The organism is Microbacterium sp. NPDC078428, from assembly GCF_044542535.1.
Classification (GTDB): Bacteria; Actinomycetota; Actinomycetes; order Actinomycetales; family Microbacteriaceae; genus Microbacterium; species Microbacterium limosum.
Window position 1 is genome coordinate 418576 of record NZ_JBITUP010000001.1, and the last position, 23389, is coordinate 441964.

The 23389-nt window shown below is 72.3% G+C and carries 26 protein-coding genes; 16 read left to right on the top strand and 10 right to left on the bottom strand.

What is annotated here, in order from left to right; translation table 11 throughout:
* The first annotated feature begins 2 nt into the window (after positions 1-2).
* Genes ACIGCK_RS01975 through ACIGCK_RS01985 form a run of 3 tightly spaced genes read left to right on the top strand, consistent with a single transcriptional unit; the run spans position 3 to position 2807 of the window.
* Positions 3-1007: an ABC transporter permease gene (locus tag ACIGCK_RS01975; RefSeq protein WP_396663388.1), complete on the top strand. Its 1005-nt coding sequence runs from the start codon at positions 3-5 to the stop codon at positions 1005-1007.
* A complete protein-coding gene (locus ACIGCK_RS01980; RefSeq protein ID WP_396663389.1) occupies positions 997-2052 on the top strand; it encodes an iron chelate uptake ABC transporter family permease subunit in 1056 nt (351 codons plus the stop codon). Before ACIGCK_RS01975 ends, ACIGCK_RS01980 begins: the two co-directional genes overlap by 11 nt.
* Positions 2049-2807, top strand: a complete 759-nt coding sequence (locus ACIGCK_RS01985) for an ABC transporter ATP-binding protein (RefSeq protein ID WP_396663390.1) — start codon at positions 2049-2051, stop codon at positions 2805-2807. The genes ACIGCK_RS01980 and ACIGCK_RS01985 overlap by 4 nt, the downstream gene beginning before the upstream one ends.
* Before the next feature lie 20 nt (positions 2808-2827).
* Here the strand turns inward: ACIGCK_RS01985 and ACIGCK_RS01990 are convergent, their stop codons facing one another.
* From ACIGCK_RS01990 to ACIGCK_RS02000, 3 genes are all read right to left on the bottom strand, one after another.
* Positions 2828-3046 (bottom strand): hypothetical protein, encoded by a 219-nt coding sequence (locus ACIGCK_RS01990; protein ID WP_396663392.1) that lies wholly within the window; start codon positions 3044-3046, stop codon positions 2828-2830.
* 160 nt (positions 3047-3206) lie between these two features.
* Complete coding sequence (locus ACIGCK_RS01995; RefSeq protein ID WP_322604149.1) at positions 3207-4559, bottom strand: NAD(P)/FAD-dependent oxidoreductase; 1353 nt, start codon at positions 4557-4559, stop codon at positions 3207-3209.
* Complete coding sequence (locus tag ACIGCK_RS02000; protein WP_071044127.1) at positions 4556-4870, bottom strand: thioredoxin family protein; 315 nt, start codon at positions 4868-4870, stop codon at positions 4556-4558. Before ACIGCK_RS02000 ends, ACIGCK_RS01995 begins: the two co-directional genes overlap by 4 nt.
* Positions 4871-4924: 54 nt before the next feature.
* On the opposite strand from ACIGCK_RS02000, the gene ACIGCK_RS02005 reads away from it, so the two are divergent.
* Entirely contained in the window at positions 4925-5320 is a 396-nt protein-coding gene (locus ACIGCK_RS02005) for a heavy metal-responsive transcriptional regulator (RefSeq protein WP_071044126.1), read from the top strand.
* Between the two features lie 390 nt (positions 5321-5710).
* Here ACIGCK_RS02005 and ACIGCK_RS02010 read toward each other — a convergent pair whose 3' ends face one another.
* Positions 5711-6910, bottom strand: a complete 1200-nt coding sequence (locus ACIGCK_RS02010) for an IS110 family transposase (protein WP_396663986.1) — start codon at positions 6908-6910, stop codon at positions 5711-5713.
* A gap of 307 nt (positions 6911-7217) precedes the next feature.
* Here ACIGCK_RS02010 and ACIGCK_RS02015 point away from each other — a divergent pair, with 307 nt between their 5' ends.
* Entirely contained in the window at positions 7218-7874 is a 657-nt protein-coding gene (locus ACIGCK_RS02015) for a Type 1 glutamine amidotransferase-like domain-containing protein (RefSeq protein ID WP_396663395.1), read from the top strand.
* Positions 7875-7922: 48 nt separating this feature from the next.
* Here ACIGCK_RS02015 and ACIGCK_RS02020 read toward each other — a convergent pair whose 3' ends face one another.
* The 3 genes from ACIGCK_RS02020 to ACIGCK_RS02030 all read right to left on the bottom strand — a co-directional run bounded on the left by ACIGCK_RS02020 (position 7923) and on the right by ACIGCK_RS02030 (position 11071).
* Positions 7923-8879, bottom strand: coding sequence for a DNA-3-methyladenine glycosylase family protein (locus tag ACIGCK_RS02020; RefSeq protein ID WP_396663987.1), 957 nt, complete (start codon positions 8877-8879; stop codon positions 7923-7925).
* Positions 8880-8961: 82 nt separating this feature from the next.
* Entirely contained in the window at positions 8962-9726 is a 765-nt protein-coding gene (locus tag ACIGCK_RS02025) for a winged helix-turn-helix domain-containing protein (protein ID WP_396663397.1), read from the bottom strand.
* Positions 9727-10090: 364 nt separating this feature from the next.
* The gene (locus ACIGCK_RS02030) at positions 10091-11071 is read right to left on the bottom strand and encodes an acetylxylan esterase (protein WP_396663399.1); all 981 of its coding nucleotides are present in this window, start codon (positions 11069-11071) and stop codon (positions 10091-10093) included.
* A gap of 186 nt (positions 11072-11257) precedes the next feature.
* Between ACIGCK_RS02030 and ACIGCK_RS02035 the strand changes: the two genes are divergently transcribed.
* The 5 genes from ACIGCK_RS02035 to ACIGCK_RS02055 all read left to right on the top strand — a co-directional run bounded on the left by ACIGCK_RS02035 (position 11258) and on the right by ACIGCK_RS02055 (position 14051).
* Positions 11258-12691 carry a GH1 family beta-glucosidase gene (locus ACIGCK_RS02035; protein WP_396663401.1) on the top strand — a complete coding sequence of 478 codons (1434 nt, stop codon included), beginning with the start codon at positions 11258-11260 and terminating at the stop codon, positions 12689-12691.
* A 56-nt stretch (positions 12692-12747) separates the two neighbouring features.
* A complete protein-coding gene (locus ACIGCK_RS02040) occupies positions 12748-13047 on the top strand; it encodes a GNAT family N-acetyltransferase (RefSeq protein ID WP_396663402.1) in 300 nt (99 codons plus the stop codon).
* A 32-nt stretch (positions 13048-13079) separates the two neighbouring features.
* Positions 13080-13499, top strand: coding sequence for a DUF1622 domain-containing protein (locus ACIGCK_RS02045; RefSeq protein ID WP_396663989.1), 420 nt, complete (start codon positions 13080-13082; stop codon positions 13497-13499).
* Between the two features lie 79 nt (positions 13500-13578).
* Positions 13579-13809 (top strand): hypothetical protein, encoded by a 231-nt coding sequence (locus tag ACIGCK_RS02050; RefSeq protein ID WP_396663404.1) that lies wholly within the window; start codon positions 13579-13581, stop codon positions 13807-13809.
* Positions 13806-14051 (top strand): hypothetical protein, encoded by a 246-nt coding sequence (locus tag ACIGCK_RS02055; RefSeq protein WP_396663406.1) that lies wholly within the window; start codon positions 13806-13808, stop codon positions 14049-14051. The genes ACIGCK_RS02050 and ACIGCK_RS02055 overlap by 4 nt, the downstream gene beginning before the upstream one ends.
* A gap of 24 nt (positions 14052-14075) precedes the next feature.
* On the opposite strand, the gene ACIGCK_RS02060 is transcribed toward ACIGCK_RS02055, so the two are convergent.
* Positions 14076-14888 carry an alpha/beta fold hydrolase gene (locus ACIGCK_RS02060; protein ID WP_396663408.1) on the bottom strand — a complete coding sequence of 271 codons (813 nt, stop codon included), beginning with the start codon at positions 14886-14888 and terminating at the stop codon, positions 14076-14078.
* 67 nt (positions 14889-14955) lie between these two features.
* On the opposite strand from ACIGCK_RS02060, the gene ACIGCK_RS02065 reads away from it, so the two are divergent.
* Positions 14956-16473, top strand: a complete 1518-nt coding sequence (locus ACIGCK_RS02065) for an MFS transporter (RefSeq protein WP_396663410.1) — start codon at positions 14956-14958, stop codon at positions 16471-16473.
* On the opposite strand, the gene ACIGCK_RS02070 is transcribed toward ACIGCK_RS02065, so the two are convergent.
* On the bottom strand, positions 16474-16962 hold the full coding sequence (locus ACIGCK_RS02070) for an 8-oxo-dGTP diphosphatase (protein ID WP_330171133.1): 489 nt from the start codon (positions 16960-16962) through the stop codon (positions 16474-16476). It abuts the gene before it with no gap.
* 119 nt (positions 16963-17081) lie between these two features.
* Here ACIGCK_RS02070 and ACIGCK_RS02075 point away from each other — a divergent pair, with 119 nt between their 5' ends.
* From ACIGCK_RS02075 to ACIGCK_RS02085, 3 genes are read left to right on the top strand one after another with little or no spacing between them, the layout of a single operon-like run.
* Entirely contained in the window at positions 17082-18239 is a 1158-nt protein-coding gene (locus ACIGCK_RS02075) for an exonuclease SbcCD subunit D (protein WP_396663991.1), read from the top strand.
* Entirely contained in the window at positions 18236-21262 is a 3027-nt protein-coding gene (locus ACIGCK_RS02080) for an AAA family ATPase (RefSeq protein ID WP_396663412.1), read from the top strand. The genes ACIGCK_RS02075 and ACIGCK_RS02080 overlap by 4 nt, the downstream gene beginning before the upstream one ends.
* A complete protein-coding gene (locus ACIGCK_RS02085; protein ID WP_330171135.1) occupies positions 21259-21438 on the top strand; it encodes a hypothetical protein in 180 nt (59 codons plus the stop codon). Before ACIGCK_RS02080 ends, ACIGCK_RS02085 begins: the two co-directional genes overlap by 4 nt.
* 30 nt (positions 21439-21468) lie before the next feature.
* On the opposite strand, the gene ACIGCK_RS02090 is transcribed toward ACIGCK_RS02085, so the two are convergent.
* Positions 21469-22026 (bottom strand): nucleoside phosphorylase, encoded by a 558-nt coding sequence (locus ACIGCK_RS02090; RefSeq protein WP_396663414.1) that lies wholly within the window; start codon positions 22024-22026, stop codon positions 21469-21471.
* 63 nt (positions 22027-22089) lie between these two features.
* Here ACIGCK_RS02090 and ACIGCK_RS02095 point away from each other — a divergent pair, with 63 nt between their 5' ends.
* Together ACIGCK_RS02095 and ACIGCK_RS02100 are read left to right on the top strand one after the other, a co-directional pair.
* Positions 22090-22701 (top strand): hypothetical protein, encoded by a 612-nt coding sequence (locus ACIGCK_RS02095; RefSeq protein ID WP_330171137.1) that lies wholly within the window; start codon positions 22090-22092, stop codon positions 22699-22701.
* 86 nt (positions 22702-22787) lie between these two features.
* The gene (locus tag ACIGCK_RS02100; RefSeq protein ID WP_396663415.1) at positions 22788-23366 is read left to right on the top strand and encodes a hypothetical protein; all 579 of its coding nucleotides are present in this window, start codon (positions 22788-22790) and stop codon (positions 23364-23366) included.
* Positions 23367-23389: the final 23 nt, after the last annotated feature.

Below are 23389 nucleotides of genomic sequence, written 5' to 3' on the forward strand. Positions count from 1 at the left end.
AGGTGCTCCACGCCGTCACCCCCGCCCCGGCGCGTGTCCGACGCCGCGGGGCGGGGGTGGCGGCCGTGCTCGTCGTCGCCGCCCTCGCCGCCCTGAGCGTGTTCGTCGGGGTCGCCGACGTCTCGCCCGCGGCGCTGTTCGCCGGCGGCCCCGACTCGGATGCCGCGCTGCTGCTGTTCGCCAGCCGCATCCCGCGCACGCTGGCGGTGCTGCTCGCGGGGGCGGCGATGGCGATCGCGGGGCTCATCATGCAGATGATCGTGCGCAACAGGTTCGTCGAGCCGGGAACGGCCAGCACGGGGGAGTCGGCGGCCCTCGGCATCCTGGCCGTCACGCTCCTCGCCCCCGGGATGCCGCTCGTGGGCAAGATGGCCGTCGCCGCCGTGTTCGCCCTCGCGGGCACCGCGCTGTTCCTCGCGATCCTGCGCCGCGTGCCGAGCCGCCAGATCATGCTCGTGCCACTCGTGGGCATCATGCTCGGCGGGATCATCGGCGCCGTCACGACCTTCCTCGCCTACCGCTTCGACCTGCTGCAGACGCTCGGCACGTGGATGACGGGCGACTTCTCCGGTGTCATGCGCGGCCGCTACGAGTTCCTCTGGATCGCCGCCGCCATGGTGGTCATCGCGTGGATCGCCGCCGACCGCTTCAGCGTCGCGGGGCTCGGGAAGGAGTTCACCACCAACCTCGGCCTGAACTACGGCAGGGTCGTCGCGACCGGACTCGTCATCATCGCGGTGATCACCTCGGCCGTCATCGTCACGGCCGGCATGATCCCGTTCCTGGGGCTCGTCGTGCCCAACATCGTCAGCCTCGTGCGGGGCGACAACGTGCGCCGCTCGCTGCCGTGGGTCGCCCTGCTGGGCGCCGGCTTCATCCTCGTGTGCGACCTCATCGGCCGGCTCGTGCGCTTCCCCTACGAGATCCCGCTCGGCGTCGTCGTCGGAACGGTGGGTGCCGCGCTCTTCCTGTGGCTGCTCCTTCGAAGGGGATCCCGTGCGCACTGACCTCGCCCCCGCCCGCGCCGGCACGCTCACCGGCGAGCGGATGCCGCGGCGCCTGGCCGCCCGCGCCGGCGCGCTCTGGCGGCATCCGTGGGCGCGCATCGCGCTCGCCGGGGCGATCGTCGTCGTGCTCGTCGGGCTGTACCTGTTCACCGACGTCCCCGGATCGCTCGACTACGCGCTGAAGATCCGCGGGCGCACGGTGCTGGCGATGCTCGTCGTCGCGGCCGCGATCGGCGCCTCGACCGTCGTGTTCCAGACGATCACCGACAACCGCATCCTCACGCCCGGGATCATGGGCTTCGACGCGCTCTACATCCTCATCCAGACCGTCGTCGTCTTCGTCTTCGGGTCCATGGCGCTCGCGACCGCCGACCCCGCGACGATGTGGATCGTCGAGATGGCCGTCATGACCGGCTTCGCGATGCTGCTGTTCCGATGGCTGTTCGGCGGGCGCCGGCGTTCGGGCGGGGCGGTGCGCAGCATCCACCTCATGCTGCTCGTGGGGATCGTGTTCGGGGTGTTCTTCCGCAGCCTCTCGCAGTGGATGCAGCGCATGATCGACCCCGCCGAGTTCGCCGTGCTGCAGGACGCGTTCTTCGCGAGCTTCTCCCGACCCGACCCGCAGCTGCTGGTGTTCACCCTCGTGATCGTCGCGCTCGCGCTCGCCGCCCTCGGGCCGCTGCTGCACGTCCTCGACGTCCTCGCCCTGGGCGAGGCGACCGCGATCGGGCTCGGCGTGCGGCACCGGGCGGTGGTCACCGCGCTGTTCGGGCTCGTCGCGGTCATGGTCGCGGCATCCACCGCGCTCGTCGGCCCGATCATGTTCTTCGGCCTGATCGTCGCGAACCTCGCCTACGGCCTCGCCGGGTCGTTCCGGCACCGGCACGTGCTGCCGCTCGCGATCCTGCTCGGGCTCGTGTGCCTCGTCGGCGGGCAGCTCGTGCTCGAGCGCATCTTCGCGCTGCAGACCACGCTGAGCGTCATCATCGAGTTCGCCGGCGGAATCCTCTTCCTCTTCCTCGTCCTCCGAAAGGGAGCCCGATGATCGAGCTGACCTCCGTGACCAAGCGCTATGGCACCACCGCCGTCGTCGACGAGGTGACGCTCGCACTCGGCGACGTCGGCGTCACGTCGATCATCGGGCCCAACGGCGCGGGCAAGTCGACGCTCTTCGGGATCGTCGGGCGGCTGCTCGCCCCGGATGCCGGGCACGTCACGATCGACGGCCTGCCCGCGGCATCCGCCCCGCCCGGCGAGCTCGCCCGGCGGATCGCCCTGCTGCGGCAGGACAACCACCTGACCGCGCGGCTGAGCGTCGCCGATCTCGTGGAGTTCGGCCGCTATCCGCACTCGCGGGGGCGGCTCGGGCCCGCCGACCGCGACGCCGTGGAGCGCGCGATCGCGTACCTCGACCTCGATGCGCTGCGCGGCCGGTTCCTCGACGAGCTCTCGGGCGGCCAGCGCCAGCGGGCGTTCATCGCCATGGTGCTCGCGCAGGACACCCGCTACGTGCTGCTCGACGAGCCGCTCAACAACCTCGACCTCAAGCACGCCGTCGAGATCATGCGGCTGCTGCGGCGCATGGCCGACGACCTCGGCAAGCGCATCATCGTCGTGCTGCACGACATCAACTTCGCCGCGACGCACTCCGACCGCATCGTCGCGATGCGAAACGGTCGCGTCGTGGCGGATGCCGCGGCATCCGCCGTCATGACGCCCGAGCTGCTCTCGGACATCTACGACCTGCCCGTGGACGTGCGCGAGATCGACGGCCGTCCCGTCGCGCTGTACTACGCCTGAGGCGGGGGCGTGCGACCCGGCTAGAGCTGGATGCCCTTGTCGTCGTCGTTCACGCCGACGTTGCGCCCGCGCCACGACTCGTAGGCGATCAGCCAGCCGAGGGAGACGACCACTCCGAGCGTGAGCCCGAGCACCCAGTTCTGCAGCAGCACCCCGACGACCAGGCCGGCGACGAGGAGGCCGGCCGTGCCCAGGAGCCAGGTGCGGCGGCCGCGGGGCCAGGGGGAGCGCTGCGTCATCCCGCCAGCCTACGTCCCCCGCCCACCCCGCCCACGCCGCCCCCCCCGCCCCGCCGAGACACCGTATCTGCGCCGACGCACCATCCGACGGATGGGGTTTCGCCGCGGATGTGGTGTCTCGGCGGGGGGTGCCCCTATGTGGTTAGTCAAGCGAAGTGTTCTAGAGCAGCGATCCGAGGTCGGAGCCGAGGGACGGGTAGGTGGCGGTGGCGGATTTGAGTTGCTGGGTGGTGAGGCCGAGCTTGATGGCGAGTCCGAAGGTGTTGATGAGTTCGGAGTAGTCCAGGCCGAGGAGATGTGCGCCGAGGATCCGGTCGGAGGCGGTGTCGATTATGATCTTCGCGGCCGCGGTGGTTTCGGCGACTCGGTAGGTGGAGTACCAGTGGCTGGTGTCGGTGAACCGGACCGCAATGTCGTGCCCGGCTTCGACCGCTTCGTGCTCGAGGAGTCCGACACGGCTCAGTTCGGGGATGGTGAACACAGTGGTGGGCACGCCGGTGTAGTCGGGAGCGATCGTGGTGCCTCTGATCATGTTGGATGCGGCTACTTTGCCTTCGAACACGGCAACGGGGGTGAGGGGGTGGCCAGGAGTGTCTGCGGCGTCGCCGGCGGCGTACACGGCCGGGTTGGTGGTGCTTTGCAGGTGGGGGGCGACCGTGACGCCGCGGCGGCCGCTGGCGATCCCGGCGGCGTCTAGATGCAGGCTGGCGAGGTTGGGGACCCTGCCGGCGCCGTGAACGACGAGGCCGGTGTCGATGCTGCCCGCGCTGCCGGTGGTGTCAATGCCGACCCGGTGGCCGGCCGGCGTGGCTTCGATTCCGGTGACGGTCGTGTTGCGAAGGACACGGATGCCGGCCTGCTCGGTTCGGCTGATGAGGAGTTCGACGAGGTCTGGATCGAACTGGCGCAGCGGGCGCGAACCTCGGTCGATGATCACGCAGTCGGCGCCCGCACGGGCGGCGATGTGGGCGAATTCGAACGAGATGAAGCCGCCGCCGATGAACACGATTTTTTGCGGTAGCTGATCGAGATCGAGGAACCCGGTGCTGTCGATGAGATTCCCGGCACCGGGGAAGTCCAGGGGGCGCGGGGTCGCACCGGAGGCGATGAGGAACCTGTCCGATCGATGGGCGGTGCCGTCGATGGTGAGCTCGTTGGCCCCGGTGAACTCGGCGTGCCCGTGGAAGGTGGTGACGCCATTGCCGGTGAGTTCGTTCTCCATCCGCTTCGGGACACGATCCGTGAAGCCGCGTTTCCGCTCCATCAGCGCTGGCCAATCCAGGGCCATCCCGTTCTGGTCGATACCGGTGCCGCTCATCAGCTGAGCTGAGTCGATGACCTCTGCGCCGCGGCGCAGGATCTTTTTCGGATCGCAGCCGCGCAGCGCGCATGTTCCGCCGTAGGGGAGTTCGTCGACGATCCCGACCCGCCATCCCTGCGCGGCGCACTTGTTGGCCGAAGCGATTCCCGCCATGCCCGCGCCGATCACGATTAGGTCGAACGTGTCGCTCATTCCGCAGCTGCTTCCGCGTGGGCGATCGCGTCGCGCAACTGTTCCAGCGTCGGGGATCCGGCAAGACCGTTCGGGGTCAGGTAGACCCGGCAGGACAAGCCCGGCGGCGCATCTGGTGCCGGGAACAAGGCCGCCCCGTCGAGGAGAAGCGTGGGGGAGCCACGGAAGTCCAGCGCTTCCGCGTCCGCCTGCGTGGCTACGCGCTGACGTTTCACCGTGAGCTCAGAACGCTCCGCGGCGATCATTGCCACGCGTTCCGCGGCGGTCTCCCAGTTCGGACAGCCGTCGAAGTACTGCACCGTGATTTCCATGCACCGACCCTAAACGTTGTAGTCAGATGCAAGGTCAAGTGGTGTGATGGAGACATGCGCATCGGAGACCTCGCCGAAATGTCCGGCGTCAGCACACAGACCATCCGGTTTTACGAACGCGAAGGTCTGCTGCCGGCCCCCCACCGAGAGAGCAACGGATACCGGTCGTACGAAGACCGTACGGTCGCACGAATAGGGTTCATCCGTGCTGCGCAGGCCGCCGGCCTCAAGCTGACCGATATCGCAGGAGTTCTCGAGCTGCGAGAGGCTGGACAAGCTCCCTGCTCACATGTGGAATTCCTGCTGGCCGAGAAGCTCTCCGAGGTCCGTGCGCGGCAGGAAGAGCTTGCCCGACTCGAAGCGGAACTTGTCGGCATGATTGCGGCAAGCCGGATGCTTGACCCGGCGGAATGCTCCGCAGGCAGCGTCTGCAACCTGATCCCGCAGTAACTGCCTGCGCCATACGACGCTCTCCACGTCGAGGCCATAGACCTGGCGCCGCCTCAGCTGGCGTCTTCCCGGAGCGAGCAGCCCATAGAGTCGCGAAGCATGCTGGCCGGTAGCATCTGGCTTGTGCAGAATGCCGATATCGATCCGAAGCCAGCGGTCGCACCATGGTGCTCATGCTGCGGCCGAAGCTATCAGCGTTCGAAACTTCACGCACTGGGGGACTCGGGGGCCCTCATCTGTCGGCGCTGCGGTCTATACGTCGCGCTCCGACTTAGACACGATCCCGTCCCGCGAGCGGACAAGTAGCCCACCGCTAAGCCGGATTGTCGTGACAACCATTGCATCTCACTGTAGGCGGCGGCCCAGCGGTGCGTCTGCAGTTGATGTGCCTCAGGCGACCAGTCTCGTCGGAGACGGCTGGTAGAGGCTCCCGTCCCGGAGCATCGCGTAGAGGACGTCGCATCGTCGGCGGGCGAGAGCGAGCAGCGCTTGGTTGTGGCGTTTGCCCTGGCTGATCTTGCGGTCGTAGTAGGCGCGGGATTCGGGGTCGCGTAGCGCGGCAAAGGCGGAGAGAAACATCGCGTTCTTGAGGATCTTGTTCCCGCGGCGCGATGAGTACTCACCCCGGATCGAGGACCCCGATCTTCGAGTAACGGGTGCCAAGCCGGCGTAGGCGGCGAGGTGTCCGGCGGTGGGGAAGTGTTTGCCGGCGACTTCGGTGAGGACTCTGGCTGCGGTCCTGACGCCGACTCCGGGCATGCTCGTCAGCACGGGCTGAAAAGGGTGCGCATCAACCATCTTCTCGACCTCCGCCGCGACATCGTCACGTTGCTTCCGCAACGTCGCGAGCTGCGCGGCCAGTCGCGGGACCACCATGGCTGCCGCGTTCGTGCCGGTGACCACGACCGTCTGCTCGCCGAGTGCGGCAATGATCTCGTGCGCCCAGTCGCGACCTTTGCGCGGTGCGTGTTTCAGCATTCGCGTAGCGACCCGTTTCTCGCCGGCGGCGCGCATCGCGGCCGGTGAGGGGTATCGCTGCAGGAGGTCGAGGATCGCGGGGTGATCGAGCCGTGGCCCGATGGCGCGTTCCAGTGCGGGATGGATCTGGGTGAGCAGCCCACGGACGCGGTTGCCGACTTGGGTGATCTGGGCGGCGAGGTCGTCGTCGAAGCCGCAGAGCATCGATAGTTCCGCGACCTGCTCGTCGGTGACCTGGATCGACCGCAGGGTGTGCGGCATCGTCCGCGCGGTCTCCGCGATGATCGCCGCGTCCCTCGCGTCGGTCTTCGCTTCGCCTGGGTGAAGGTCTGCGATGCGTCGCATCGCCAGTCCCGGCAGATATCCAACCAGCGCGCCTGCGGCTTGCGCGACCGCGACCGGCAACGCGCCGATCGTTGCCGGCTGATCGACGATCAAAAGCACCACGCCGTGCCCCTGCAGGTCGGCGAGCACCGCTCTGAGTCGGCGTTCGTCGTTGGGCAGGGGTCGGTCGTATAGCTTCTTCCCGGCCCGGTCCAGAGCGACCGCGTGGTGCTCGCCCTTGCCGACGTCGAGGCCGATGAACACGTCGACCTGGTCGTAGTTCTCGATCTGGGTGACCACAGCTCCTCCGTTCGCCCGGGTTGACAGCTGCGACGGTGCGTCTCGGCATCCACGTTACGAACGACCTCGAGCGTGCTCGGGCCTGGCCCCTATCAGCGATCACCCACCGCCAACCAGGCTCGGTGACAACACCCCCCGGATCATGCGTACGACAGGGGGGACCAATCATGCCGAGCCCGGCAGGCTGCCACCGCCCAGCATGCTCACCGAACGGCTACGAAGAAAGTAACGGGGGGGGGCAAGGGCTTGTCCGCCCGCCGGCGGAGGGGTTGAGTGGGATGCGGAGAGTGATGCCATGACACGCCACCTTCTGCTGCTCTCGCGCGGACTCGGCGCTCTGCCCGACTTCGTGCACTCGCGCGTGCGCAAGCATCCCGGCGCCGTGCGCGTCGCGTACGTTCCGACGGCGGCCCGGGCCTTCCCCGACCCGAGCGTCGCCGACCACGACCGTCTTGCCCTCCGCCGCATCGGGTACGACGTGCGCGACGTCGACATCGCCGAGGTCGTGGGCGAGCGGCTCGAGGCCGAGCTCCGCGACGCGGATGTGCTCTACGTCGCGGGCGGCGACGCGTTCTTCCTCCTGCACCACCTGCGCCGGTCGGGGCTCGCCGCGCGGCTGCCGGGCCTGCTCGACGACGGACTCGTCTACGTCGGCGCGAGCGCGGGGGCCGTCGTGATGGGGCCCGACATCGCCCCGCTCACCCCGCTCAACGACCCGGCGTGCGCGCCCGGGCTCGGCTCGACCGAGGGGCTGCACCTGCTCGGCGTCGTGCCCGTCCCGCACGCGGACGGGGCGATCTTCGGCAGCGAGGCGATCGAGCGCATCCGGGCACGGTACCGCCGTGACTTCCACCTCGAGATGCTCGCCGACGACCAGGCGATCATCGTCGAGGACGACGCCGCGGCCGTCGTGGAATCCGCGGTCGTGGACCTCGAATCGGTGAACGGCTGACGCCGGCTCCGGGGCGACGGGCGGCCGCTGCGCCGCTCCTTCTCCGGGTCAGCGCGAGCGGTGATCCTCCGGGTGCAGGCGGGGCCCCCGCCGCGGTTCGCGCACGCCCGAGGCGCCGATGAGGCGGATGACGCGCTGACGCTGCCCGGCCCAGGGGGCGAGCAGCTCGAGCATCCCGGCGTCGTCCGTGCGGCGACCCGCCAGGGCGTATCCGACCTCGTGAGCGAGGTGGAAGTCGCCGACGCTCACGGCATCCGGGTCGCCCAGGGCCCGGATGCGCGTTTCGGCGGCCGTCCAGACGCCCACCCCGCGGACGCTCGTGAGCACGCGCTCCACCGCCTCCCCGTCGGAGCCCTCGCCCACCGCCCGCACGAGGGAGCGGCCCACGCGGGCGGCCTCGACGATCGTGCGCGCCTGCGGCGGCTCGAGCCCGGCGCGGTGGAACCCCCACGAGGGGATGCCGCGCCAGCCCTCGATCGGAGGCGGGGCGAACATCGGGATGGGCGTCGGCCCGGGGGCGCGCTCTCCGAACCACGTGACGAGCCGGCGCCAGGCCGCGAACGCCTGCATGCCCGTGACCTTCTGCTCGATGATCGCGCACACGAGCGAGTCGAACAGGATGCCGGTGCGGCCGAGCCGGAGCGCGGGGTTGCGCCGATGGGCCTCCGCGACGAGCGGATGCGCGCCCGGGTCGAAGCGCTCGGGGCGGTCGTCGGCGCCGCACAGGGCGGGGAGCTGGCCGAGGGCCCACTCGGCGCCCGGCCCCCACGCCGCCGCGCGCACGGCGCCGCCGCCCACCGGCCGCATCGCGAGGGTCGCGACCCCCTCGGGGGTGCGGCTGGCCCGCCAGATGACCGGACCGTCGGCGAGCATCGTGGGGTCGTTGCGCCCCCGCCGCTGGAACAGCACCGTGCGGGCGATGTCGACCGGATGCCGCGGGCGGTACTCGCTCCCGCGTCCGCGCGCCGGCGTGCGCGCGGACGCGGGAGCGGCATCCGCGGTCATCGTCATGCCGACACCCTACGTGGGGCCGGCGACAGGCGAGTCGGCCCGCGCGGGTGAGATGCCCGGCCGTCCGGCTTCGGGATCAGAAGCGGTCGGGCGAGGGCGTGCCGTGGCCGTAGCGGATCGAGACGTCGGCGTGACGATCGAAGCGGTAGCCGACGCCGCGCACCGTGCGCACGATGTCCTCGTAGCGGCCGAGCTTGGCGCGCAGGCGCCGCACGTGCACGTCGATCGTGCGCTCGCCGGGAGCCTCCTCGTCGGTGCCCGCCGCCCACAGCGACGACACGAGCTCGGTGCGCTCGATCGTGCGGCCCTCGCGCAGCACCAGGTACTGCAGCAGCTCGAACTCCTTGTAGGTGAACGCGGCGGACTCGCCGTCGAGGAGGACCTTCTTGCGCGAGATGTCGACCACCACGCCCGCGGGGGCGCGGCTGGCGTCGTCGGCGTCGGACTTGTGGCGGGCGACAGCGCTCGGCTCGTGCAGGGCGAGACGCACGACATCCACGTCGCGACCGCCGGCGCCGCTCGGGGCGAGGGCGACCGTCGCGTAGGTCTCGGCGCCGGGAGCGAGGTCGGCGAGGGTGCGGCGCAGCGCGTCGACGAGGGAGCCGAGGCTGACGCCGGCCGCCTGTGCCTTCGCCTCGTCGAGGCCGACGTAGAGCGCGAAGCCGCGCGGCGAGGTGCCGGCGGGGACGGCACGCGCGGGGGCGGCGTCCGCCGCCGCTGCTGCGGGCGGATCGGGGATCGCGGCGCCGGCGGCGGCGGGCGAGGCGGGTCCGGCGACCGGGGGGACGGCGCGGAGGGCGGGGCGGGAGACGGGGCGCTCGAGAAGGGCGGAGTTCGACATGATGGCGGTGTCCTCGGAAGGAAGGGAACCCGTGGGGTTCGGGGGTGCTGCGATGTGCCGGTGTGCGGCCGGGGACGAGGCATCGTGCTCTGCGCCGTGCGGCGACGGGAGCGATGCTCGGGGGCTCATGCGGGCTCGCTCAGATGCGGGCGGTGAGCCGGGCGGGGGTCACGTAGCGTCAGCGACACATTCGACAACACAGGACAACACGGCCGGCCATCATGGAGCCGGCACTCCCGTTCGCCTCCCAGGCGGACAGAGGGCGTGCGTTGTCGGTCATGGGGCCGATTATGACCGAACGCGTCCGAATGTGTCAAACCGCACGGATGCCGCGGCATCCGTGGGCGGTGAACGAACAGATTGCTCAGGCGGCGCCGAATCGCTCCCCCAGCCACGCGACCTGCCGCAGCCACTGGTGATGCCCGCCGCCCTCGTGGCCGTTGTACTGGTAGACCTCGATGCTCTTGTCGGTGGAGCGCAGTGCGTTGTACGCCGCGAAGACGCTGCCGGGCAGCACGATCTCGTCCATCAGCGCCACGGAGAACAGGGCGGGGGCGGTGACGCGCCGCGCGAGGATCGCGCCGTCGAAGTGCGACAGCGTGCGCAGCACCTGGGCGGAGGCGTCGCGATGGATCGACAGATACCGCGTGATCTCGGTGAACGGCGCCCCGGGTGTCTTGACGATGGAGCGGGGGAAGTCGCAGAGGAACGGCACATCGGGCATGACGGCGGAGACGAGGGGCGACAGCGCGGCCGCGGCGATCGCGGTGCCGCCGCCCTGGCTGCCGCCGGTCACGGCGATGCGCTCGCGGTCGACGCCCTCCAGCCCCGCGGCGGTCTCGACGAGCCGCACCGCGTCGGTGAACATGCGCCGGTAGTAGTACTGCGCCGGATCGAGGATGCCGCGCGTCATGACGCCGGGCACGGCGCCGTCGCTGCCGTGCGGATCCGGGGTGTGGCCGCCCGAGCCCCACGTGCTGCCCTGGCCACGGGTGTCCATCAGAATGTGGACGTAGCCGGAGGCCGCCCACTTCAGGTGCTCGCCGGGGAGCCCCCGCCCGCCCCCGTAGCCGACGTACTCGATCACGGCGGGGCGCGGCTCGCCCGTGCGCGGGCGGGAGATCCACGCGCGGATCGGGTCGCCCGCGAACCCCGAGAACTCCAGGTCCTCGATGACGATCTCGGAGATCGGGCTCGAGGCCGGCGCGATGGCGGGGGCGGATGCCGCGGCGCGCGCCTGCTCGAGCGTCTCGCTCCAGAAGGCGTCCAGGCCCTCGGGCTCGACGAGCGCGGGGGAGTACGCCCGCAGGTCCTCCAGGGGCAGGTCGGTGAACATGAGCGCCATCGGGTCCTCTGTCCGTTCAGGGGTGTGCCCCCACCCTAGGGGAGCCCGGGCGAGCCCCGGCCTATAAGTTGCTTTCGTCTGCAAATTCCGCCGTGGGGCGCGAGCGGGCAGACTGGGGTGACCGCGACGACGCCCGGCGGGCGCGCCCAGGCTCGCGGCCGACCGGACGAGGGTGACGGAGAGAGCATGGCGAACCAGGGCAACGGCGACTACCGCGACGCGGGTCTCGTCTTCCCCGACGCGTTCACGTTCGGGTCGGCGACGGCGTCGTACCAGGTGGAGGGCGCGTTCGACGAGGACGGCCGCGGGCCCTCGATCTGGGACACCTTCAGCAAGACCCCGGGCAAGGTGTGGAACGGCGACACCGGGGACGTCGCCTGCGATCACTACCACCGCACGGGCGAAGACCTCGACCTCATGAGGGACCTGGGCCTCGGCGCCTACCGGTTCTCGATCGCCTGGCCGCGCATCCAGCCCGCCGGCACGGGCGAGGTCAACCGGGCGGGCGTCGACTTCTACTCGCGCCTCGTCGACGGGCTGCTGGAGCGCGGCATCCGCCCCGTCGCGACGCTCTACCACTGGGACCTGCCGCAACCGCTCGAGGATGCCGGGGGCTGGGCCTCGCGCGCGACCACCGACGCGTTCGAGCGCTACGCCGAGATCATGGGGGCTGCGCTGGGTGACCGCGTGCACACCTGGACGACGCTCAACGAGCCGTGGTGCTCCGCCTACCTCGGCTACGGCCAGGGCGGCCACGCACCGGGCCGTCACGAGCCGGCCGCGGCGCTCGCGGCGGTGCACCACCTCAACCTCGGCCACGGCCGCGCCGTGCAGGCGCTGCGGGCCACGTCGACGGGCGACCCCGACTACTCCGTGACCCTCAACTTCCACGTGCTCCGCGGGCAGGGCGACGGGGCCGCCGAGGCGATGCGCCGCGTCGACGCGCTCGCGAACCGCGCCTTCACGGGACCCATGCTGCGCGGGGAATACCCCGCCGACCTGCTCGAGGACACGGCATCCGTCACCGACTGGTCGTTCGTGCGGGAGGGCGACCTGCAGACGATCCACCAGCCGATCGACGTGCTGGGCGTCAACTACTACTCCACGGCGACCGTGCGCCTGTGGGACGGCGTCTCGCCCAAGCAGACCCACGACGGCCACAAGGGAGCGGAGGGCGGCACCGCGTGGCCCGGCAGCAGCGAGATCGTCGAGTTCGTCGAGCAGCCCGGCCCGTACACGGCGATGGGCTGGAACATCGCTCCGGAGGCGCTCGAGGAGCTGCTGCTGTCGCTGCGCGACCAGTTCCCCGACCAGCCGCTCATGGTGACCGAGAACGGGGCCGCCTTCGACGACGTCGTCGCCGAGGACGGGTCGGTGCCCGACACCGAGCGCCTCGACTACCTGCGCCGGCATCTCACCGCCGCGCACCGGGCGATGCAGGCCGGGGTCGACCTGCGCGGATACTTCGTGTGGTCGCTGCTGGACAACTTCGAGTGGGGATACGGCTACGCCAAGCGGTTCGGCATCGTGCGGGTCGACTTCGACTCGCTCGAGCGCACCGTCAAGGACTCCGGCCTCTGGTACCGCGACCTCGCGACCACCCGGGTGCTGCCGGAGTGACGCGCTCACAGCGCGCTCGCAGGCCCGATCCGCCGGCGGGGGCTTAGTCTTCCGGGGTGACAACCCTGACCTTCGAGAAGGAGCCCGACGCCTCGCGCTGGACGCTGCGCCGCGGCGACGACCTCGTCAGCGTGCTCGACTACCGCGACGACGGCCGCACGGTCGCGATGACCCGGGCCTACACCGTCCCCACGTTCCGCGGCCACGGCTACGCCGGCGAGGTCGTCGAGCGCGCCGTCGCCGAACTGGAGGCGACGGGCGACCGCAGCGTCAGCCCCGTGTGCTGGTACGTCGCGGAGTGGTTCGACGCGCACCCGGAGCGCCGCGGCATCCTCGCGCGGCGGCGCTCGGCCTGACGCCCGCACGGCCCTAGGCTGGCCGGGTGGACATGGAGCACGTCTTCACGGCGATCGCGGTGGGCTTCGAGGCGGCGGGGGCCGCCGCGATGATCATCGGGGCGATCATCGCCCTCGTGCTCGGCGCCCGTTCGCTCTCGCGCCGGGACGGCGGGCGCGCCGCGTTCCAGACGCTGCGCAACACGCTCGGCTCGGCGATCCTGCTGGGCCTGGAGATCCTCGTCGCCGCCGACCTGATCCGCACGATCACCTCCAAGCCCTCGATCGAGGACGCCGTCATCCTGGGGCTCATCGTGCTCATCCGAACGGTGCTGTCGATGTCGATCCAGATCGAGATCGAGGGCGTCGTCCCCTGGCGCCGCGCGCTGCTGACCAGCGGCGGCCAGCTCCTCGCGCGGAACATCCGCGACGACGCCCGCGCGGCGCGCGCCGCCGACGCCGGCGAGCGGTAGTCCGCGGCATCCGCCCCGTCAACCCCCTGCGGAGTGCGCCCGGGGCGCGAGATGCTGGGGCCGACGAAAGGGGTGCGCCATGACCGCGGACCACGACCGAGACCTTCCCGACGGCGTCATCGACGCCGACCCGCCCGGCGGCTGGGAGAGCGGCGAGACCGCCGACCAGGAGAGCGCGGAGCAGAACGCCGACGCCATCGGCTCGCCCCGCCTGACCGACGCGGGGGTGCCCGTCGAGGGGCCCGAGGCGACGCAGAACAGCGATCCCGACCTCATCCGGGATGACGACCTCTCCGAAGACGAGTCATGAGCGGGAACACGCAGGACGAGCCGGCGATGGCACAGCACGACACGACGGATGCCGCGCGCCTGGCCGGCGTCGTCGATCAGACCCGTGCCGACGTCGGCGGCAAGGACGCGGATGCCGTCGAGCACGTGCTGCGCGAGCGCCTCGCGCAGACCGGGATCGAGCTCCCCGACGCCGACGTGCACGACATCGCCGGGCGCCTCTCGCGGGGCGAGCGGTGGACGCCCGCCCAGACCAGCTCCTGACCCCTCACGCCGGAGTCGGTCGGTTCACCGCCCCAGCCACTCCCGGATGAGGCGGTGGGCGGGTGCCGCGTCCCTGATCATCGTCTCGTGCCCGTGACCGGGCACCTCCGCGTAGTTGCCCTGGGGCAGGGCCGCCACGACGCGGCGGCACCACGGCTCCGGCGAGACGGGGTCCTCCGCCCCACGGACGACGAGGGCGGGCACCGCCACGCGCGGGTAGGCGTCCTCGGGCCGGTGGACGATCATCGCGCGCGTCTTCCTGATCAGGTGCGGCCTCGCGCGCAGATACTCGCGAGCCCCGAGCAGGAGGACCTTCGGGCTCTCGTCGAGCAGATCCGCCGCGAGGCGGCGCAGCTGGGTCCGCGCCCTGCGCGCGGAGTCGTCGATCGTGGGCCCGACGAGGACCACGCGTGATCCGAGCCCGTGGCGGGCGGCGACCTCGACCACGACCTGCGTTCCCATCGAGTGGCCGATGAGCACGGCATCCGTCGCACCCTCGGCGCGCAGCAGGGCCGCGACGGCGTCGGCCATGCGCTCGATCGTCGGCGTGCGGGGCGGCTCCGGGGCCTCGCCGTACCCCGGCAGATCCACCGCCAGCACACGGGCGTCGCGGGAGAGGCGCACCGCGAGATCGCCGAAGACCTTGCGCCCCATGCCGATGCCGTGGACGAGGACGAAGGTGAGCTCCCCCTGGCCGCGCTCACCGACGACGAGCGTCGACCCGTCGTGATCGAAGCGGCGCGGGGGGCGCTCCGGTGCGGGCACGCCCGTCGCATCGTCGATGGCCCGGTCGATCTCCTCGACCATCCGCTCGAGGGGTTCGATGTCGCTCGCCACCCGACGAGATTACCGACAGGTGGGACATGCCCGCCCCGGTGCGGGCGGGGGCGATATCGTTGGCGGAATGCCGTCATCGACCCCGCGACCGCCCGACGAGCCGGGGGAGCCGACGAGCACCCGCAGCATCCCGCTCGACCCGAGCCAGCGGTGGCGTGCGTTCTGGGTCTGCGTCGCCGTCGCGGCCATCACGATCCTCGACCTGTCGAAGGTCAACGTCGCCCTGCCCTCCATCGAGACGGCGCTCGGATCGGGGCCGACCGAGCTCCAGCTCATCGTCTCCGGCTTCGTCCTGACCTTCGGCCTCGTGCTCGTGCCGATGGGGCGCCTGGGCGACCAGCGCTCGCGCCGGGCGCTGTTCATCGTCGGCCTGACGCTGTTCACGCTCACGAGCCTCGTCTGCGCGCTCGCCCCGAACTCCGAGGTGCTACTCGTCGGGCGACTCCTGCAGGGCGTCGCGGCGGGAACGCAGATGCCGCAGGTGCTGGGCATGATCCAGCAGCTCTTCCAGGGCAGGGAGCGGGGCCGCGCGTTCGGTCTCTTCGGCGCCACGATCGGCGTCGCGACGGCTTTCGGGCCGACCCTCGGCGGGCTCCTGATCGCGATCGGCGGCCCCACCGACGGCTGGCGCCTGATCTTCTGGATGAACGTCCCCCTCGGGATCGTCGCGATCGCGCTCGCGGCCTGGGTGCTGCCCAGCACGCGTCTCTCCGCCCCCGGGCGGCTCCAGCTCGATCCCGTGGGCGTCGTGCTGTTCGGGCTCACGGTGCTCGCCCTCATGTGGCCGTTCCTCTTCACGACGGGCTCGCCGGAGGACGACCCGGCCCGCTGGTGGCTGCTCGTGGTCTTCGCCGTCTTCGGTCTCGCGTTCGTGCTGTGGGAGCGGCGGTACGCCTCGCTCGGGCGGGCGCCCCTCATCCCGTTCTCGCTCTTCGCCATCACGTCGTTCCGAGACGGCACCCTCATCTCCACCGCGTACTTCGCGGCCCTTCCGGCGCTCTTCCTGCTCACGACGCTCTTCCTGCAGAGCGGGGTGGGGCTCGAGCCGGTTTTCGCCGGGATGGTCTCGATCGGATTCGCGCTGGCCAGCGCCGCGGCGTCCTGGGCCGGCGGGCTCCTCGTCGCGCATTTCGGGCGGCGCCTCGTCGTGATCGGCCTGGCGGCGATGCTCGCGGGGGTCATCGGGCTCGTGCTCGCGGCGGTCTTCGTGCCGCCGGGCGTCGTCGTCTACGTCATGGCGGCGATCATGGCCGTCGCGGGGGTGGGCGGCGGCCTCGTGGTCTCGCCCAACCAGACCCTCGCGCTGGCGGACGTCCCCGTGCGCGGGGGCGGACTCGCCGGCTCCGTCGGCCAGCTCGGGCAGCGGATCGGCACCGCCGTGGGCACCGCGGTGGGGCTGTCGCTGTTCTACGCCGCCGTGTACCGGGAGGACGGCTCTGGGCCGACCGACGTGATCTACCACGACGCCTACATGTACGGGATGGCCGCCGTCGGGCTGTTCCTCGCCGGGGCGTTCCTCGTGTCGGTCATCGACCTCTTCGGCCGCCGCCGCGGCGAGATCCCCGCGTTCGACCCCGTGGACTGATCAGGCGAGCGCGCAGCGCTCCTCCTCGACGACGGTCGCGAGGTCGGCGCCGAACGTGTATCGGGCCGCGACCGTGCCGCCGCGCAGGACGTCGGGGAGCCACCGGGCCGCGTCATCCCACATCCGGCCGTACGGCACGTCGTCGAGGGAGAACCACCGGGGCACGATCTCGTCGGTCTCGACGGGCTCCCCGTGCCACCGGGTGCAGGTGAAGACGTGCGAGCGCTGCGAGAGGGCGGGCTGCGCGGGGAAGAGGTAGTCCAGCACGCCCGCGGGAACGAGGTCGCCGGGAGCGAGGTGCAGACCGGTCTCCTCGTGCACCTCCCGCACGGCCCCGTCGCGGACGCTCTCGCCCGGCTCGATCTTGCCGCCGATCCCCACGACGCGCCCCAGGCGGGGGCCCTGGCGCTTGTACCCGAGCAGGACGTCGGTGCCGCCGGCGGCGCCGGGCCGGAGCAGGTAGACGGCGCTGACATCGGGCAGAGACATGCCCGCAGGCTACCCGGGCCGTGTTTCGCGGGCGTGTCGCGGATGCCGCGGCATCCGCTCTCGGCGAACCGCCCGCCCGCCTCACGGGCGATGTCGGGGGCCCGATCTACCGTGTGAGCATGCGCATCCTGCACACCTCGGACTGGCACATCGGGCGCACCTTCCACGGGCACTCGACGCTGCCGGCGCTGCGCACCGTGCTGGGCGCGCTGGCCGAGCAGGTGCGCAGCCACGACGTCGACGTCGTGATCGTCGCGGGCGACGTGTTCGACTCCGCCGCGCCCGCCGCCGACTGCTACACGCTCCTCGCCGACACGCTCGCCGAGCTGCGCGACGCCGGCGCCCAGGTCGTGCTCACGAGCGGCAACCACGACTCCGCCGCACGGCTGGGCTTCCTGTCCCGGTTCGTCGCGCTCGCCGGCATCCACGTGCGCACCCAGCCGCTCGAGGCCGCCGACCCCGTCACGGTCCACGACGAGCACGGCCCCGTGCATCTGTACGGCATCCCCTTCCTCGAGCCCGCCCTCGTGCGGCACCTGTGGCCCGACGCGACCCTGCGCACGCAGGCGCAGACGCTCGCGCACGTCATGGACCTGGTCGCCGCCGACCGCGCCGTGCGGGGTGGCCGCTCCGTCGCGATCGCCCACTGCTTCGCCGCCGACGTCGAGCCCACGCCCGGCGTCGAGCGCGAGATCCGGCAGGGCACGCTCGACGTCGTGCCGCTGTCGGTCTTCGGCGGCCACGACTACGTCGCGCTCGGCCACATCCACGGTCGCAACACCCTCGCCGAGGGCGTCCGCTACGCCGGGGCGCCCCTGCACTACTCGTTCGGCGAGCAGCACAAGCCGCGCGGCTCGTGGCTGGTCGACCTCGACGAGTCGGGGCTCGCGGGCACCCGGTGGCTCCCCCTCCCCGTGCCGCGTCGGCTCGTCACCCTCACCGGCACGTTCGACGACCTGCTCTCCGACGCGCGCTTCGACGCCGAGACGGATGCCTGGGTCTGCGCCCAGTACACCGACACCACCCCGCAGCCCGACCCCATGCGCCGGCTGCTCGCGCGCTTCCCGCACTGCGCGGCCGTCGTGCATCAGCCCGCCGAGCGCCGCGAGCGCGACGGGGTCAGCTACGCCGCGCGCGTGGGGGCGACCCGCACCGACGAGGAGCTCGTGGACGCCTTCCTCGCCCACGTGCGCGAGGGCGAGGGCGCGAGCGCCGCCGAGGCCGAGATCATCGCCGAGACCGTCCGCGGCCGCGTCGCCGCCGAGGTGCGGGTGTGAGAATCCACCGCATCGAGGTCGAGGGCTTCGGTCCGTTCCGTCAGCGACAGATCGTCGACATCGACGAGTACGCGGACGACGGCATCTTCCTCATCTCCGGGCGCACGGGCGCGGGCAAGTCGAGCCTTCTGGATGCGATCTGCTTCGCGCTGTACGGGGGCGTGCCGCGCTACGACGGAGGCGAGAAGCGCTTGCGCAGCGACCACTGCGCGCCCGCCGACGCGACGGAGGTCGCCCTCGAGTTCACGGCCGGCGACGCGCGCTGGCGCGTCGAGCGCTCGCCGGAGTACCAGAGGGCGAAGAAGAACGGCACGGGGATGACCACGGCGGCGCCCCAGGCGCGCCTGTTCCGGTGGGAGGACGGCGGCTGGCAGGGGGTCGCCGCGCGTCCGCGCGACGTCGGCGAGGCGCTGCACGAGATCCTGCCGCTCACGCAGGGTCAGTTCCTCCAGGTGATCCTGCTCGCGCAGAACCGCTTCGCCCGCTTCCTCCTCGCCGGCGGCGGCGAGCGCCAGGCCCTGCTGCGCTCGCTCTTCGACAGCGAGCGCTTCGAGCAGTACGAGGCCGACCTCGACGAGCGGCGCAGGCGTTCCGAGGCCCGCTCGAGCGAGAGCGTCGCCCTCCTCGATCGCGTGCTCGCCGAGGCCGAGCGGGTGTCCGCCGACCTCGCCGACGATGCCGAGGTCGATCCCGAGGGCGGCGCCGTCTCGGGCTCGGCCGGTGTCGCCACCGATCCGGCGTCGCGCATCGCGGCGCTCGAGCGGACGGTGGACCGCGCGCGGTACCGCGCCGAGACCACCGACAACGCCGTGGATGCCGCGGCCGCCGCTCGCGAGGCCGCCGAGACCGTCCACACCCGCGCCGAGCGGGCGCGCGAGAAGCAGGAGCGACGCGGCGCCGCCCGCGCGCGGCTGCGCGGGCTCGAGGAGCGGGGCGACAGCATCGACGAGGCCCGGGCGGAGCTCGCGGCCGCCCTCCGCGCCGAACCCGTCCGCACGGCGGCGACGGCGGCAGACCAGGCGCGCGACGCGGCGATCCGCGCCGACGCGGCGGCGGAGGCGGCGCTCCGGGAGGCCACGAAGGCTCGGATCGGCATCGACCTCGACGCCGGTCCCGCGGCGCTTTGGGCGGTCGCCGACGAGCGTGCCGGTGCGCTGCCCGCCCTTCGCGAGGCGGCCGAGGCCGAGCACGCGCTCCCGCGTCGCCGCGACGAGCGCGACCGCCTGCGCGACGAGGACGCCGACCGCGCGCGGGACGAGGCCGCCGCGGTGCGGCGCGCCGCGGAGCTCGACGCGCGCATCGCCGAGATCGACGCCCTGCTGCCGGCTCTGGGCGAGGCGGCGGCGCTGGCCGCCGCGGCGCGAGCAGACCTCGTCGATGCCGGCGAACGCCTCGCCGCGTGCGCCGAAGCGGAGGAGTGCGAGGCCCTCCGGGCGCAGGCCGACGCTCGGGCGCTGGCGCGTTCCGCCGAGCTCGACGCCGCCAACCGGGAGCTGCGCACCCTGCGCGAGCACCGGCTGCGCGGCAACGCGGCCGACCTCGCCGCGCAGCTGGTGCCGGGGGAGCCCTGCGCGGTCTGCGGGGCGACCGAGCACCCGCAACCGGCCGCGGCGGCAGACGATGCCGTGTCCGACGAGCAGATCGATGGCGCCGAGCAGCGCCTGGATGCCGCGATGGCGGCCCTGCGCGACGCGAACCAGGCCGCCGCGGCGCTGGCGGAGAACGCCGCTCGCGCGCGCGGGCGCGCGGGCGGCGAGACGGCAGATGCGATCGGCGCCCGCCGGGCGGAGGCCCTGACGCGCGTCGAGGCCGCCGAGGACGCCGCGCGCCGGCGGGACGCGCTGACGGCGGAGAAGGCGAGTGCGCTCGACGAGCGGCGGCGACTGCGCGAGCTGACGGACGCCTTCTCGGCCGAGCGCGCCGACCGCGCGAGCCGCATCGCGGTGCTCGACGCGTCGATCCGCGAGCAGGAACGCGCGGTCGAGGCCGCGCGGGGCTCCGCCGCCTCCGCCGCCCTGCGGGTGGCCGAGAGCGAATCCGCCGTGCGGCACCTGCGTGTTCTCGCCGACGCGCGCGCCGAGCGGGAGGCGCGCGCCGCCCTGCACGGGGAGGCGCTCGCGCGGCTCGCCGACGCGCTGGAGACGGCGGGGTTCGAGAGCGCGGATGCCGCGGCATCCGCGCTGCGGAGCGAGCAGGAGCGGGAGGCGCTGGCCGCCCGCGTGCGCGGCCACGAGGCGGCCCTCGCGGCGGAGAAGGCGACGCTGCTGGAGCTGGAGCTGGAGGCGCTGCCGGAGGAGCCGGTCGACACGTCCGAGACGGAGCGGGCCCGGGACGACGCGAGGGCGGCGTGGGCCGCGGCGGTGCAGGCCGCCCTCGCGGCGGAGCAGCTGGTGACGCGTCTGTCGCAGCTGCTGACCGACGCGCGCGCCGCGCACGCGACGCTCGGGGCCCTCGCGGAGGAGCACGCCGTCATCGTGCGGCTCGCCGACACCATCGCCGGGCGCGCCCCCAACACGCACCGCATGAAGCTCGAGACCTTCGTGCTCGCGGCCGAGCTCGAGCAGATCGTCGCGGCCGCCAACGTGCGGCTGGCCGACATGTCCGACGGGCGCTACCGCCTGCGGCACAGCGACGCGCTGGCCGCGCGCGGCGCCGCCTCGGGGCTGTCGATCGAGGTGTTCGACGCCTATACGGGGCTCTCGCGACCCGCGCAGTCGCTCTCCGGGGGCGAGACGTTCCTCGCCTCGCTCGCCCTCGCCCTCGGTCTTGCCGAAGTGGTCACCGCGCGGGCGGGCGGCGTGCGGCTGGACACCCTCTTCATCGACGAGGGCTTCGGCTCGCTCGACGCGGAGACCCTCGAGACGGCGATGCGCACGCTCGACGAGCTGCGCCAGGGGGGCCGCACCGTGGGCCTCATCAGCCACGTCGAGGCGATGCGCGAGCAGATCCCCGCGCAGCTGCGGGTCGAGGCGCTCCCCGGCGGCCCGAGTCTCGTGCACCAGACGGTTAGGCTCGAGGTATGAAAAGCGGCACGATCTGGACCGTCCTCGGCGTCATCGTCGCCATCGTCATCGCCTGGTGGCTCGTGAACATCCTGTTCTCGGTGCTGGCGTTCATCGTCAAGCTCATCGTCGTCGCGGTGGTCGCGGTGATCGTGTTCTTCGTCCTGCGCGCCGTCTTCTCGCGCTCGCGCGACTGAGCCGGCCCCGCAGAAGGGGGGCCCCGATCCTCAGGCGGCGAACTCCCGGGAGAAGCGGTCCCACAGCTGCGCACTGCACGCCGCGACCGTGGTGCGCCAGTCGGTGATCGCATCGTCCTGCGCCCGATCGGAGACGGACTTCAGGATGCGGATGGGCACGCCGTACTCCTGGGCCACCCAGATGTAGGCGTAGGTCTCCATGTCGACCATGCCCGCCCCGAGCGAGCGGATGCCGGCGACGGCGAGGGCGTCGTCGACGAAGTGGTCGCCCGTCGCGATCACGATGCCCTCGCCGGGAACGTCGACGCGCGCCGGCAGGGAGACGTGCTGCCCGACGATCCCGTCGATGTCGGTGACGTCGTGCTGGATCGCGCCCGTCACCTCGTACACCTCGGCCTCGAGCACGGGGTCGATGCCACCGCCCGTTCCCACCACGACGATCTCCTCGTACGTCCCGCGCTCGAGCGCGCGGGTGAGGGCGACGGCCGCCTGGAGCTTGCCGGGGCCGGTGACGAGGCGGTCGAAGCCGTCGAGTTCGGCGGGGAAGGCGACGAGTTCGGCGTCCAGCGCCGCCACGAGGAGTCTCACGAGGGACCATTCTCCCCCACCCGCCGTTACGGGCGGGAAACATGGGTGCGCCAGGGTGGAGGGATGGACCTGGCCTACTTCGCCACCGGGTACGACGTGCAGCTTCCCGAGTGGATCTCCGACGAGCTCGCCGGCGTGCCCGACATCATCCCCGACGTCGCCGAGCGCATGGCGCTCGTGCACCGCCTCGCCGATCGCAACTGGCGCGAGGGCAACGGAGGCCCGTTCGCGGCGCTCGTGGCCGAGACGGAGACCGGTCGGATCGTCTCCGTCGGCGTCAACGTCGTGCTCGGCAGCGGGGTCTCCTCGGCCCACGCCGAGGTCACCGCCCTCGGCACGGCGCAGCGCCGTGCCGGCTCGTGGGACCTGGGCGGCGACGACCAGCCCGAGCACGAGCTCGTGGTCAACTGGCGCCCCTGCGTGCAGTGCTACGGCGCGACGATGTGGTCCGGCGTCCGCTCGCTCGTCGTGGCGGGCTCGGGACCGGAGCTCGAGGAGATCACGACGTTCGACGAGGGCCCCATGGTGACCGACTGGGCCGAGCAGTTCGAGGCCCGCGGCATCCGCGTCACGCAGGATGTGCTGCGAGACGAGGCCCTGGCCGTCTTCCGCGCCTACCGCGCGGCGGTGGATGCCGCCGAGGTGACCGTCTACAACGCCCGGGCCGGCGACTGACCCGGGAGCCGGCATCCGCGTGTCACGACACGAGAACGATCGGCCGCGGTCACCCGCCGGCAACACGCCCCGACGTACGCTGGATCATGGCGCACAGCATCGACACCGACCCCTCGGGAACGGTCATCGCGATCGTCGGAGCGGCCGCGGAGGAGGCGATCGCCTCCCTGGAAGGGCTCGACGGCGTCGAGTCGCTCTCGCTGCGGGACAGCGATCCGCAGCTGGCCTCCCGCCGCATTGCGGCCTGCCGCACGCCCTGGATCGTGCACGACGCCGATCCGCTCGAGCACGTCGCCGCGGCGTGGGTGGAGCTGTTCGAGGAACGCGCGACGCTCGGCACCCTCGAGATCGAGGTGGACGTCGCCCTCGCGCACTTCCGCGACGACGGTGCGCTGATGCCGGACTACTACGTTGTGCTCGACCCGGACGGCGCGGAGGGCACCTGGCGGCACTGGTGGTGCGGGGCGCTCGGCCATCGCGCGCCCCGGCGGGTGCTTCCGGCGGCCCTGCCCGCGGGCGGCTCCGGCGAGGCGATGGGTGCCGCCCTGCGCCGGCTTCTCACGGCGCTGCCGACGTCGCGGCCATGGCCCGACCCGGGCACGTGGCTTCCCGGTCTCGCCTTCGAGATCCCCGACCGGGTGGGTCTGCGCGACCGGCGCGCGTAGGCGGAACCCGCACTAGCGTGGGT